At 72.3% G+C, this 11,992-nt stretch carries 12 protein-coding genes; 4 read left to right on the top strand and 8 right to left on the bottom strand.

The annotated features are described in order from the left end of the window. Window positions 1-59 precede the first annotated feature (59 nt). The 4 genes from VNL12_RS14630 to leuC form a co-directional block, all read right to left on the bottom strand. Window positions 60-677: a hypothetical protein gene (locus VNL12_RS14630; protein WP_325595681.1), complete on the bottom strand. Its 618-nt coding sequence runs from the start codon at window positions 675-677 to the stop codon at window positions 60-62. 159 nt (window positions 678-836) lie between these two features. Further along, entirely contained in the window at window positions 837-2,336 is a 1,500-nt protein-coding gene (locus tag VNL12_RS14625; protein WP_325595680.1) for an SDR family oxidoreductase, read from the bottom strand. Between the two features lie 62 nt (window positions 2,337-2,398). Next, window positions 2,399-2,992 carry a 3-isopropylmalate dehydratase small subunit gene (gene leuD, locus VNL12_RS14620; protein WP_325595679.1) on the bottom strand — a complete coding sequence of 198 codons (594 nt, stop codon included), beginning with the start codon at window positions 2,990-2,992 and terminating at the stop codon, window positions 2,399-2,401. Window positions 2,993-2,997: 5 nt separating this feature from the next. Further along, window positions 2,998-4,422 carry a 3-isopropylmalate dehydratase large subunit gene (gene leuC / locus VNL12_RS14615; RefSeq protein ID WP_325595678.1) on the bottom strand — a complete coding sequence of 475 codons (1,425 nt, stop codon included), beginning with the start codon at window positions 4,420-4,422 and terminating at the stop codon, window positions 2,998-3,000. Between the two features lie 62 nt (window positions 4,423-4,484). On the opposite strand from leuC, the gene VNL12_RS14610 reads away from it, so the two are divergent. Further along, window positions 4,485-5,144 (top strand): IclR family transcriptional regulator, encoded by a 660-nt coding sequence (locus tag VNL12_RS14610; RefSeq protein ID WP_325595677.1) that lies wholly within the window; start codon window positions 4,485-4,487, stop codon window positions 5,142-5,144. Between the two features lie 138 nt (window positions 5,145-5,282). Here VNL12_RS14610 and VNL12_RS14605 read toward each other — a convergent pair whose 3' ends face one another. The 4 genes from VNL12_RS14605 to VNL12_RS14590 all read right to left on the bottom strand — a co-directional run bounded on the left by VNL12_RS14605 (window position 5,283) and on the right by VNL12_RS14590 (window position 8,086). Next, window positions 5,283-6,056 carry a VOC family protein gene (locus VNL12_RS14605; RefSeq protein ID WP_325595676.1) on the bottom strand — a complete coding sequence of 258 codons (774 nt, stop codon included), beginning with the start codon at window positions 6,054-6,056 and terminating at the stop codon, window positions 5,283-5,285. Window positions 6,057-6,126: 70 nt separating this feature from the next. After that, window positions 6,127-6,579: a GatB/YqeY domain-containing protein gene (locus VNL12_RS14600; protein WP_325595675.1), complete on the bottom strand. Its 453-nt coding sequence runs from the start codon at window positions 6,577-6,579 to the stop codon at window positions 6,127-6,129. A 97-nt stretch (window positions 6,580-6,676) separates the two neighbouring features. Next, window positions 6,677-7,612: an alpha/beta hydrolase gene (locus tag VNL12_RS14595; protein WP_325595674.1), complete on the bottom strand. Its 936-nt coding sequence runs from the start codon at window positions 7,610-7,612 to the stop codon at window positions 6,677-6,679. Between the two features lie 12 nt (window positions 7,613-7,624). Then, entirely contained in the window at window positions 7,625-8,086 is a 462-nt protein-coding gene (locus VNL12_RS14590; protein ID WP_325595673.1) for a transcription elongation factor GreA, read from the bottom strand. Window positions 8,087-8,362: 276 nt separating this feature from the next. Here VNL12_RS14590 and VNL12_RS14585 point away from each other — a divergent pair, with 276 nt between their 5' ends. The 3 genes from VNL12_RS14585 to cimA form a co-directional block, all read left to right on the top strand. After that, the gene (locus tag VNL12_RS14585) at window positions 8,363-9,385 is read left to right on the top strand and encodes a 3-isopropylmalate dehydrogenase (protein ID WP_325595672.1); all 1,023 of its coding nucleotides are present in this window, start codon (window positions 8,363-8,365) and stop codon (window positions 9,383-9,385) included. A 12-nt stretch (window positions 9,386-9,397) separates the two neighbouring features. After that, the gene (locus VNL12_RS14580) at window positions 9,398-10,315 is read left to right on the top strand and encodes a branched-chain amino acid transaminase (protein WP_325595671.1); all 918 of its coding nucleotides are present in this window, start codon (window positions 9,398-9,400) and stop codon (window positions 10,313-10,315) included. A 285-nt stretch (window positions 10,316-10,600) separates the two neighbouring features. After that, window positions 10,601-11,992, top strand: a 1,392-nt coding sequence (gene cimA, locus VNL12_RS14575) for a citramalate synthase (protein ID WP_414654906.1), incomplete at its 3' end; no start/stop codon positions are given.

The raw sequence follows: 11,992 nt of genomic DNA, 5'->3' as shown, positions 1-11,992 counted from the left end.
GCCCCGGCGACGGGAGACGAGGTGGGGCCCGACGAGGTCTGAGGGGCGCGGCGGCGCCGTCAGCGCTTGGCGGCTCGGAAGCCGTCGGCCTCGGCGGCCGCGGGAGATGGGTAGCACCGCTCGGGTCGGGTGCGGTCGTAGGAGAGCCCGCCGGGGACGTGGAAGATGCGGCTGGCCTCCTTGGCCTTCACCGGGTACCCGTCGGGACAGGCGCCCTCCACCGGCGCCACCCACGTCGCGTCGCCGTCGGGCATCGGTGCCCCGGTCACCACCGGTGCGCGGCCGGCAGAGTCCGCTGGGGACCCAGGCGGCAGGGGGTCGACCTCGACCGGGGGGAGAGTGACCTCGGGGACGGTCGTCGAGGGGGCGGTCGTCGAGGGGGCGGTCGTCGAGGGGGTGGTCGTCGAGGGGGCGATCCTCGAGTGGGCGATCGTCGAGGGGGCGATCGTCGAGGGGGCGGGAGCGACCGGGGAGGGAACCGTCGAGGGGGTGGGCACCGAGCTCACGGGGTCATCGCCGGGGGCCCGGGTCGATGCCACCGGCGGCGGACGGGACAGGGCGGGGGTCCCGGTGCCCACCGCGCCAGGCGGGCGCCGCCGCTCGCCCACCGCCCGTGCCAGGGCGATCACCAGCCCGACGAGCACACCGAGGACGAACGCGTTGCGGAGCCGACGCATGGGCATCGATGCTACGGCCTCAGTCACCGTAGGCGTGGCGTCGGTCACCGGCGAAGATACCACCGGCAAACTGCCGCCCTGGTGGGGCCCCGACGCCCACCAGGGTGGCAGTTTCGTTCGAGTGAGGGCGACCACGGCGTCACCCTCGGACGAGGTGGCTCAGGCGACGGCCTTGGTCTCGGGGAGGCCGTCGGTCCGGCCGCCGGAGGCCTGCACGATGCGCTGGCACATGCGCTTGAAGATCAGCACGTGGAACGGGATCAGGACGTACCAGTAGACGCGACCCAGCAGCCCCCGCGGGTGGAACAGGGCCCGCTGGCGCACCCGGGTGCGACCGCCGTCGGTGGAGTCGATGCGCCACTCGAGCCACGCCTCACCGGGCAGTCGCATCTCGGCCCGGAGGCGGATCAGGTGGGGTGGCTCCACCGCCTCGACGCGCCAGAAGTCCACTGCGTCGCCGATGCCCATGCGGTCGGGGTGACGGCGACCGCGCCGCATCCCGACGCCGCCGACGAGCTTGTCGATGACGCCCCGCGCGCTCCACAGCAGGGGTGTGACGTACCAGCCCCGCTTCCCGCCGATGCCCTCGACGGTGGCGAAGACCGCCTCCGGTTCGGCGTCGGTGGTGACCTCCTGCTCGTCGGCCAGCAACCGGCCGCCGGCCCAATCGGGGTCGGTGGGCATCGGGTCGGCCGGGGTCCGGCCCGGGAGCGCCGCGTCGGACCACCGGGTCGTGACCTCGAGGTCGGCGACCCTCCGCAGGGCCAGCTCAAGGGAGCGCTCGAAGCCCATGGGGGTGTGGTCGATCACGTCGGAGATGGGCCGCTCATCGACGTAGACCTCGCTGATGAGGCTCTCGACGAGGGGCCGGGCCAGCTCGGACGGCAGCGGGGTCACGAGCCCGATCCAGAGCGAGGACAGGGTCGGCGAGAGCACCGGGACCCGCTGGATGATGCGCTTGGGCAGCCCGGCGACCCGGGCATGGGTGCGCATCATGTCGGCGTAGCTGAGGATGTCGGCCCCGCCGACCTCGAGGATCCGGCCATCGGCCTCGGGGGTGTCGATCACGCGGACCAGGTAGGTCAGCACGTCGCGGATGGCGATGGGCTGGCAGCGGTTGTCGACCCACCGGGGCGTCACCATGGCCGGGAGGACCTCGACGAGCGAGCGCAGCATCTCGAAGCTGGCCGAGCCCGACCCGATGATCACCGCGGCGCGCAGCTCGGTGACCGGCACCGGGCCGTCGGCCAGCACCCGACCGACCTCGTGGCGGCTCTTCAGGTGGGGGCTGAGGTCGGGGTCGCCGTCGTCGCCCAGGCCACCGAGGTACACGATGCGCCCCACCCCGGCGCCGGCCGCGGCGTCGCGGAAGGTCGCCGCCACCTCCCGGTCACGCGTCGCGAAGTCCTTGGTTCCCCCCATCGAGTGCACCAGGAAGTAGGCACTCTCGACGCCCTCCATGGCCTCGGCCACCGAGTCGGCGTCGGTCAGGTCACCCTCGACCACCTCGACACGGTCCCACCACGCTTCGTCGGCCAGCTTGGCCGGGGTCCGCACCAAGCAGCGCACCCGGTACCCGGCCTCGAGCAGCTCGGGCACCAGCCGACCTCCGATGTAGCCGGTGGCACCGGTGACGAGGACGGGCTGGGACGGATCCATCTGCTCCGTCTACCCCTTGCCGGCGGCCCGACACGGGTCGGGGCCGTCTCCGCCCGGCGGGGTCAGGCGGTGGACGGGAGCCAGGTCGGGCGGGTGTCCTCGTAGGCGTCGATGACGTCGGCCCGGCGCAGGGTGATGGCGATGTCGTCGAGCCCCTCGAGGAAGCGATGGCGCACCGAGTCGTCGAGGGGGAACTCCGCGGTGAGCCCGATGGCCGGGGCCTCGAGGGTGCGGCGCTCGACGTCGATGGTGATCTCGAGGGTCGGATCGGCCTCGACCGCCCGCATCAGGTGCTCGCTCACCTCGGCCGACACCACCACGGGCACGAGCCCGTTCTTGGCTGCGTTGTTGCGGAAGATGTCTCCGAAGCGGGGCGACACCACCGCCTGGAACCCGTACTGCTGGATGGCCCACACCGCGTGCTCGCGCGACGAGCCGGTACCGAAGTTCGAGCCCGCCAACAAGATGGTCGCGCCGGCGTGCTCCTCTCGGTTGAGCACGAAGGCGCGGTCGTCGCGCCACTCGGAGAAGAGGCCCTTCTCGAACCCGGTGCGAGAGACCTGCTTGAGCCAGTCCGACGGGATGATCTGGTCGGTGTCGACATCGGAGCGGTCGAGGGGCACGGCGGTGCCGGTGACGATGTGCACTGCATCCATGTCTCTCAGGCTCCGGCTCCGGCGGGGGCGAGGTCGGCGGGGGTGGCGAAGTGCCCGGCGATGGCCGTGGCCGCGGCGACGGCGGGGGACACGAGGTGGGTGCGCCCGCCCCGACCCTGACGGCCCTCGAAGTTGCGGTTGCTGGTCGACGCGCAGCGCTCGCCGGCCACCAGCTTGTCGGGGTTCATGGCCAGGCACATCGAGCACCCTGGGTCGCGCCAGTCGAAGCCGGCGGCGCGGAGCACGGCGTCGATGCCCTCGGCCTCGGCCTGCTCCTTGACCTTCCACGAGCCGGGCACGACGAGGGTGCGCAGCCCCGACGACACCCGTCGCCCCTCGGCCACCGCCGCCACGGCCCGCAGGTCCTCGATGCGCCCGTTGGTGCACGAGCCGATGAACACGGTGTCGACGGCGACCTCGGTGAGCGGGGTGCCGGCGGCGAGGCCCATGTACTCGAGGGCTCGTTCGGCGGCGTTGCGCTCGACCGGGTCGGCGAAGGCGCTCGGGTCCGGCACCGACGCGGTGATGGGCGAGACCTGCCCCGGGTTGGTGCCCCACGAGACGTGGGGGAAGATCTCGGCGCCGTCGAGGCGCACCTCCCGGTCGAAGGAGGCGTCGGGGTCGGTGACGAGGCTCTCCCATTGGGCGACGGCGTCGTCCCACGCCGCACCGGTGGGGGCGTGGCTGCGGCCCCGGAGGTAGTCGAAGGTGATCTGGTCGGGAGCGATCATCCCGGCCTTCGCCCCGGCCTCGATCGACATGTTGCAGACCGTCATACGGCCCTCCATCGACAGGGACCGGATGGCCGAGCCCCGGTACTCAGCGATGTGGCCGATGCCCCCGCCGGTGCCGATGCGGCCGAGGATGGCGAGGATCACGTCCTTGGCCGTGCTGCCGGCGGGCAGCTCGCCGTCGACGGTGATGGCGAGGGTCTTGGTCGGCTGCTGGGGCAGCGTCTGGGTGGCGAGGACGTGCTCGACCTCGCTGGTGCCGATGCCGAAGGCGAGCGAACCGAAGGCGCCGTGGGTCGAGGTGTGGCTGTCACCGCAGACGATGGTCATGCCCGGCAGGGTGAGACCCTGCTCGGGGCCGATGATGTGCACGATGCCCTGGCCGGGCGTGTTCATCTGGTGGAGGGTGACACCGAACTCGGTGCAGTTGGCCCGGAGCGTCTCGACCTGCGTGCGCGAGACGGGATCGGCGATCTGCAGGTGGGTGTCGGTGGTGGGGACGTTGTGGTCCTCGGTGGCGACGGTGAGGTCGGGGCGCCGCACGGTGCGCCCGCTCAGGCGCAGCCCGTCGAAGGCTTGGGGGCTGGTGACCTCGTGGACGAGGTGGAGGTCGACGTAGAGGAGGTCGGGCTCGCCCTCGCTCTGCGCCACGAGGTGGGAGTCCCACACCTTCTCGCTCAACGTCCGGGGCTGGGCCACGGCACTCTCCTCGCTGGATCGGGGCTTGACTGTCTCAACATGCAAGACGATGATCTCGCTCTGTGGAACCCAGGGTACGCAGCGTCGGGGTCGTCGACAAGTCCGTCCTGGTCCTGCGAGCTCTGGCCGACGGCCCGCGGGCGCTCTCCGGCCTCGTCGCCGCGACCGGGCTGGCCCGGCCCACGGCCCACCGCCTGGCGTCGGCCCTGGCCGACCACGGCCTGGTGCGCCGCACCGACGACGGCCGCTTCGCCCTCGGCGCTGAGCTGGTGGTCCTGGGCCGGGCTGCGGCGGCAGGGTGGCCGTGGGGGGAGGCGGCCGGCCCCGCCCTGACCGCCCTGGTGGAGGCCACGGGCGAGAGCGCCCAGCTCTACGTGCGCGAGGGTCAGGACACCCGTCGCTGCCTCCTGTCGCGAGACTCGGCCCACGAGCTGAGGACGATCGTGGTCGAGGGGGCCCGTCTGCCCCTCGAGCTCGGCTCCGCCGGGCAGGTGCTGCGCGACCCGGACGGCGTCGGGGAGGGCGGGTGGGTGGCGTCGGTCGAGGAGCGGGCGCCGGGTGTGGCCTCGGTCAGCGCCCCGGTGCGCAGCGCCGACGGCGGGGTGCTGGCTGCGGTGGGCATCAGCGGACCGGTCGACCGCCTCGGCCCCACCCCGGGCAAGCGCCACGGCCCCGCCGTGGTGGCGGCCGCCTCCCGCATCGAGGCCGTCCTGCCGAGCTGAGCCGACGACGGCTCGGGGCGCACGTGCCGCGCGTCTGCATCAGGGTGGCGGACGCGAACCTTCGGCAGATGCCCGGCGGTCGTGTCCGAAAGCGCTGCCGGTTCGCCCCCCCGAGGCCCGGGGGACGCGTCGCGCCGGTCAGCCGACGAGGCGGAAGAGGGCGCCGGTGGGGTCGGTGGCCACGGCGAGGCGGCCGTGGGGGGTGTCCTCGGGAGCCGTCACCACCGCCCCGCCCAGCTCCTCGACGCGGGCCACGGCCGCATCGGTGTCGGCGACCTGGATGTAGATCGCCCAGTGGGCGGGTGGTCCGTCGGGGCCCATGACGGTGTCGTCCATCATCCCGGCGTCGGCTTCCTCGCCCTCGCCCAGGGTCGTGTAGCGGAACTCGTCGGTGTCGCTCGCCACGTAGGTGTCCCAGCCGAACACCTCCTCGTAGAAGGCGACGCTCTTGTCGTAGGCGCGGGTGTGGAGCTCGAACCACCCCGGGCTACCGGGCTCGGCGAGGACCCCGAAGCCGGTGTGCCCGCCCGGTTGCCAGGCGCCGACGGTGGCGCCGCCGGGGTCGAGGTAGAAGGCCATGGTGCCCTTCGTCGGGACGTCCATGGGGGCCACCATGACCTGGCCGCCGTGGGCCGTGACCGCATCGGCCGTGGCCTGGGCGTCGTCGACGGCGAGGTAGACCGACCACGCGTCGGGAGCGTCGCCGCCGTCGGGCATGGCGTTCTTGTCCATGGCCCCGGCGACCAGCTCGCCATCGAGGGCGAAGGTGATGTAGCCGCCGTGCTCCGGGCCGCCGACCTCGGAGGTCCACCCGAAGAGCTCACCGTAGAACGCTCGGCTGGCGTCGGGGTCCGAGGTCATGAGGTCGATCCAGCACGGGTGGCCGGCAGGGGTGGAATCACGGTGGGGCATGGGACTGTCCTCCAGGTGGTGGGCGATGCACCCATGGACGCCGTGGCGCCGCCGAACTCATCGGTGCCGATCAACCGGGTCTGAGGCGGGCCTTGACGAGGGCGGAGAGGGCCTTGCCGTCGGCCCGGCCGCGGAGCTCAGCCTGGGCCTCCCGCATGACCGGCCCCATGTCCTTGGGCGAGGAGTAGCCGCCCTCGGCGATGACCCGGTCGACGATCTCGGTCAGCTCGTCGCCGGTGAGTGGGGCGGGCAGGTACCGGGCCAGGACCGCGCCCTCGGCCCGCTCGCGCTCGGCCTGCTCCGGGCGACCGCCGTCGTCGTAGGCCGCAGCGGCCTCCTCGCGCTTCTTGGCTTCCTTGACCAGCAGCGCGATCACGTCGTCGTCGCTCACCGCGTGGGCCTCGTCGCCCGAGACCCGCGCCTCTTTCACCGCGGCGATGGCCGATCGCAGGACGGTGCGGGTGAGCTCGTCGCGCGCCTTCATGGCGGCGGTCAGATCGGACTGGAGCTGCTCGGCGAGCATCGGGTTCTCCTGGGTTGCGGCGGCAGTCCCACTGTGGCCGATCGGGCAGGGTCGCCCCACGTCGGTTGGGCGGGGTGGGGGGGCCGACCGGCCTCGCTCAGCCCGGGGCGGTGTCGGCGCCGAGCTCGTCGAGGGCCCGGCGCAGCATCGGCACCCAGTCCTCGGGCTGGGTGACTGCCGAGTTGTGGGGGCCGGCGACCTCGTAGGTGCGGGCGCCGGGGATGGCGGCGGCCAGGCTTCGCTGACGGCGGCTGGGCACCGTGCGGTCATGGGTGGTGATCACCGCAGCGGTGGGAACGTCGACGTCGCCGATCCACAGGTTCGAGCGGAAGCGGCCCAGTGCGGCGCCCACCTGCAGCAGGGTCGACGGATCGCTGCGCAGGAGCTCGCGCCGGAACCACTCCGCGTAGGGCCCGTCGGCCACCTTGCCCTCGACGGCCTGCTGCATCCGGGTGCGAGCCGGGCCGGGCCAGGCCCGCACCACCGGGGCGATCCAGCTCTGGCCCCGGTACCAGAGGTCGCCGGCGGGGCCGGACTGGAAGTGGCGGGCGGTCGAGCACAGCACCAGGCCGGCGACCTTCCCCGGGTGACGGTGCCACACCAGCTGAGCGACGGCGCCGCCCAGTGAGTAGCCGACGACGACGGCCCGCTCGACATCGAGGGCATCGAGCACCGCCGCGCAGTCGTCGGCCAGGTCGTCGAGGCGCACCCGTCCCCGTCCCCGGGGTCGCAGGCCCCGGCCGTGGCCCCGGAGGTCCGGGGCAATGATGCGGTAGCGCTCGGCCAGGGAGGAGTAGGTCGCAGCGAAGGTGGTGTCCGCGGTGACGGTCCAGCCGTGGATGAGCAGGACGTTCGTGCGTCCGGCGGCGTCATCATCAGCGCGGACCCAGCTCGGCCCCTTGCCCGGCAGCTCGACGAACCGACCCCGGGGGAGCCCGGGCGGCTCGGGGATGTCCGCGTCCTCGCCGGTGCCGTCGGGGTCGAGCAGGTCATCGGCGCGGATCTCGTCGGGGTCGATCGCGTGCTCGCTCATCGTCACCTCGGCTCAGTCGACGGCGGCGATGGCGACCGGCATCTCGTAGCCCGTCGGGGTCGTGAAGGTGAAGGAGTAGCCGGCCTCCTTGCCCATCAGGGCCTCCCCGAGGGGTGAGCCGGTCGACATGATCTCGAGGTCCTCGACGCGCTCCTCGATGGAGCCGAGCAGGTAGCGCTCCTCCTCGCCGTCCATGGTGAGGGTCACGATCGAGCCGGTGCCGACCACGCCGCCGCCCTCGGCGTCGACGATCTCGGCGTCCTCGAGCAGGGCGGCGAGGTGCATGATGCGGCCCTCCATCTTCCCCTGCTCCTCCTTGGCGGCGTGGTAGTCACCGTTCTCCGAGAGGTCGCCCAGCTCGCGGGCGGTCTCGATCTTGCGGGCGATCTCGACCCGGCCGCGGGTGGTCAGGTCGATGTGCTCCGACCTGAGCCGGTCGTAGGCGGCCTGGGAGAGCTGCGCGGTGTCGGACATGGCGATCAAGGATAGCGAGGCGAGCCAACGGCGCCCGTGGTCGCTGTGCGCTGACCCGTCCCGGCGCTCGCCATCTCACCGTCGGTTCTTCTCGCCGGTCAGACCCGGTTGACCTATGATCTCGCCGTGCCGTATCCGTCGGACCCCGTAGCGATCATCGCCTAGCGCACGTCGACATCCCGGCGTGCGCCTCGACCGTCCACCTCGCGGTGGACGGTTTTCTGTTTCTCGGGACCCGTTCCCGAATCTGACGACGAGGAAGAGAGGAGCGAGCGAGTGGCCCACACCGTGGCAGTCATCGGAGGAGACGGGATCGGTCCCGAGGTGGTGGCCGAGGCCTTGAAGGTGGTCCGCGCCACCGGGGTGGAGCTCGCCACCACCGACTTCGACCTGGGTGGCGCCCGCTACCTGCGCGATGGGACGGTGCTGCCCGACGAGGTGCTCGACGAGCTGCGCGCCTTCGACGCCATCCTCCTCGGCGCGGTCGGCACGCCGGGGGTGCCGCCGGGGCTGATCGAGCGGGGCCTGCTGCTGAAGATGCGCTTCGAGCTCGACCAGTACATCAACCACCGGCCCTTCCTCGCGCCCGACGCCGGCATCGACATGGTGGTCGTGCGGGAGAACACCGAGGGCACCTACGCCGGCGAGGGCGGCTACCTGCGGCGGGGCACCCCGCACGAGGTCGCCACGCAAGGGTCGGTCAACACCCGCATGGGCGTCGAGCGCTGCATCCGGTACGCATTCGCGCTGGCCCGCACCCGGCGGAAGCACCTGACCCTGGTGCACAAGACCAACGTGCTCACCTTCGCAGGTGACCTGTGGCAGCGCACCTTCGACGAGGTGGCCGCCGAGCTCCCCGACGTGACCACCGCCTACAACCACATCGACGCGGCATGCATCCACTTCGTGTCGGACCCGGGCCGCTACGACGTGATCGTCACCGACAACCTCTTCGGCGACATCCTCACCGACCTGGGCGGGGCGGTGTCGGGGGGCATCGGGCTGGCCTCGTCGGCCAACCTGAACCCCGACCGCACCAGCCCCTCGATGTTCGAGCCGGTCCACGGCTCGGCCCCCGACATCGCCGGCCAGAAGCGGGCCAACCCCGTCGCCGCGGTGCTCTCCGCCGCCCTGATGCTCGACCACCTCGGCGAGACCGACGCCGCCGAGCGCATCCGCGCCGCCTGCGCGTCGGTCGCCGCCGAGCTGACCTCCGCCTCCGCCTCCGACGAGGCCGCCGCCGGACCGCACCCCACCACCACGCCTGAGATCGGCGACGCCGTCGCCGAGCGCATCTGAAGGAGAACGCCCATGCCGATCGCGCCCACCGAGAAGATCTGGATGAACGGCGACATGGTGCCGTGGGATCGGGCCCAGATCCACATCCTCACCCACTCGCTGCACTACGGGATGGGTGTGTTCGAGGGCATCCGCGCCTATGAGACCGCGAACGGCCCGGGCATCTTCCGCCTGACCGACCACATGCGCCGCCTGCACGAGTCGGCCCGCATCATGGGCATGCCGATGCCGTACTCCATCGAGGAGCTGACCGATGCGGCCAAGGCCGTCGTCGTCGCTTCCGGGTTGCCCGGCTGCTACATCCGCCCGATCGCCTACTACGGCTACGGCGAGATGGGGCTCAACACGCTGCCGTGCTCCGTCGACGTCGCCATCGCGTGCTGGCCGTGGGGCGCCTACCTCGGCGACGACGCCCTCACCAAGGGGGTCCGCATGAAGATCTCGTCGTGGACGCGCCACGACCACAACACCATGCCGCCGGCGGCCAAGACCACCGGGAACTACGTGAACTCGTCGCTGGCCAAGGTCGAGGCCCTCAACGCGGGCTACGACGAGGCGATCATGCTCAACCCGCAGGGCTTCGTCTCGGAGTGCACGGGCGAGAACATCTTCGTGGCCCGCCACGGCAAGCTCATCACCCCCCCGCTGTCATCCGGCGCCCTCGAGGGCGTCACCCAGAGCACGGTCACCGCCATCGCCAAGGACCACGGCTTCGAGGTCACCGTCGGCACCATCGCCCGCAGCGACCTGTACATCGCGGACGAGGCCTTCGTGTGCGGCACCGCGGCGGAGGTCTCCTCGATCAGCTCGGTCGACGACCGGGCCATTGTCTGCCCCGGCCCCATGACCGTGGCGATCGGCGAGGAGTACCACCGCACCGTGCGGGGCGAGGTCGACCAGTACAAGGACTGGGTCGAGCATGCCGAGTAGTCGGTTTCGAGCTCGAAGCGGAGCTTCTCGCTCGAGCTGGTCGGGCTCGCTGCGCTCGCGCGGCACTGGCTTCGCCGACCAGCAAGCTGGATCGGCTGCGCCTTCCTCTGGGGGAGACCCCCAGACCCCCAGCGGCTGCGCCGGCGCATGCGTGGGCGGTGTGGGGATCGGCCCTCCTGGTGAGCGGTTCACTGAAGGGGCTGGGTCCCAGACCCCCAGCGGCTGCGCCGGGCCGGGCCGGTTCGCGCAGGTTCCCCGTTCGGACCCGTACTGCAGCGATGCTCGATGGGTTGCACCGTGAGTGACCCGGTTGAGCGGCGGCCGCCCGGGGCCCCTTCGGCCGTGGACGTCTTCGACACGACGCTGCGCGACGGCGCCCAGTTCGAGGGCATCTCGCTCACCGTCGACGACAAGCTGCGCGTGGCCGAGCAGCTCGACTGGCTCGGCGTCCGCTTCATCGAGGGCGGCTTCCCCCAGGCCAACCCCCGCGACGCCGAGTTCTTCGCCCGGGCCCCGTCGGAGCTGAAGCTCGAGTCCGCCGAGCTGGTGGCCTTCGGCTCCACCCGCCGCCCGGCCGGGAAGGTCGACGTCGACCCCACGCTGCGCGCCCTGGTCGAGGCGGGGGTCACCACCGCCTGCATCGTGGGCAAGTCCTCGGCGTTCCACGTGACCCGGGCCCTCGGCACCACCCTCGAGGAGGGTGTGGCCATGGTGGGCGACTCGATCGCGTTCCTGCGGGGCGAGGGCCTGCGGGTGTTCTTCGACGCTGAGCACTTCTTCGACGGCTACCGGGCCGACCCCGAGTTCTCCCTGCGGGTGCTCGAGGCCGCCGCCCAGGGCGGGGCTGCGTGCCTCGTGCTGTGCGACACCAACGGTGGCTCGCTGCCCCACGAGGTGCAGGCCGCGACCGCCGAGGTGGTCGCCCACCTCGGCGCGGACGTCCAGGTCGGCATCCACACCCAGAACGACTCAGGGTGCGCGGTCGCCAACTCGGTGGCCGGCGTGCTCGGGGGCGCCACCCAGCTGCAGGGCACGATCAACGGGTACGGCGAGCGCACCGGCAACGCCAACCTCATGACCGCCATCCCCGACCTGCAGCTGAAGCTGGGCATCGCCTGCCTGCCCGAGGGGCGCATGGAGCGCCTCACCGCAGTGAGCCGCCACGTCGCCGAGCTGGTGAACCTCCCTCCGCACCCGGCAGACCCCTACGTCGGGTCGTCGGCCTTCGCCCACAAGGCGGGCCTCCACACCTCGGGGCTCGGGAAGGTGGGGAGCGCCAGCTACGAGCACGTCGACCCCGGCGTGGTCGGCAACCACACCCGGGTGCTGGTCAGCGACCTGGGCGGACGCAGCGGCATGGCCATGAAGGCCGAGGAGATGGGGGTCGTCCTCGACGGCCCGTCGGCCACGAACCTGACCGACCAGCTCAAGGAGCGCGAGGCCCAGGGGTTCGTCTACGAGGCGGCCGACGCATCGCTCGAGCTGCTGATGCGCGCCGCCGGCGGCTGGCGCCAGGAGTTCTTCTCCCTCGAGGGCTACCGGGTCACCACCTATCACCGCAACGCGGTGCGGGGCGGTGTGCCCATCGACGCCGGCGAGTCGATGATCGACACCGAGGCGTCGGTGAAGGTGTGGGTCGGCGACGAGCGGAGGGTGGCCCTCGGCGAGGGCAACGGC

Source organism: Iamia sp., from assembly GCF_035575815.1.
In the GTDB taxonomy this organism is placed as follows: domain Bacteria; phylum Actinomycetota; class Acidimicrobiia; order Acidimicrobiales; family Iamiaceae; genus Iamia.
Note: the sequence above shows the minus strand (reverse complement) of the source record. Positions and strands in the feature narration are given on the sequence as shown.

Coding starts and splice junctions, on each gene's coding strand:
- VNL12_RS14630 (WP_325595681.1), bottom strand. CDS start 677: ATGCGTCGGCTCCGCAACGCGTTCGTCCTCGGTGTGCTCGTCGGGCTG.
- VNL12_RS14625 (WP_325595680.1), bottom strand. CDS start 2,336: ATGGATCCGTCCCAGCCCGTCCTCGTCACCGGTGCCACCGGCTACATC.
- leuD (WP_325595679.1), bottom strand. CDS start 2,992: ATGGATGCAGTGCACATCGTCACCGGCACCGCCGTGCCCCTCGACCGC.
- VNL12_RS14605 (WP_325595676.1), bottom strand. CDS start 6,056: ATGCCCCACCGTGATTCCACCCCTGCCGGCCACCCGTGCTGGATCGAC.
- VNL12_RS14600 (WP_325595675.1), bottom strand. CDS start 6,579: ATGCTCGCCGAGCAGCTCCAGTCCGATCTGACCGCCGCCATGAAGGCG.
- VNL12_RS14595 (WP_325595674.1), bottom strand. CDS start 7,612: ATGAGCGAGCACGCGATCGACCCCGACGAGATCCGCGCCGATGACCTG.
- VNL12_RS14590 (WP_325595673.1), bottom strand. CDS start 8,086: ATGTCCGACACCGCGCAGCTCTCCCAGGCCGCCTACGACCGGCTCAGG.
- VNL12_RS14580 (WP_325595671.1), top strand. CDS start 9,398: ATGCCGATCGCGCCCACCGAGAAGATCTGGATGAACGGCGACATGGTG.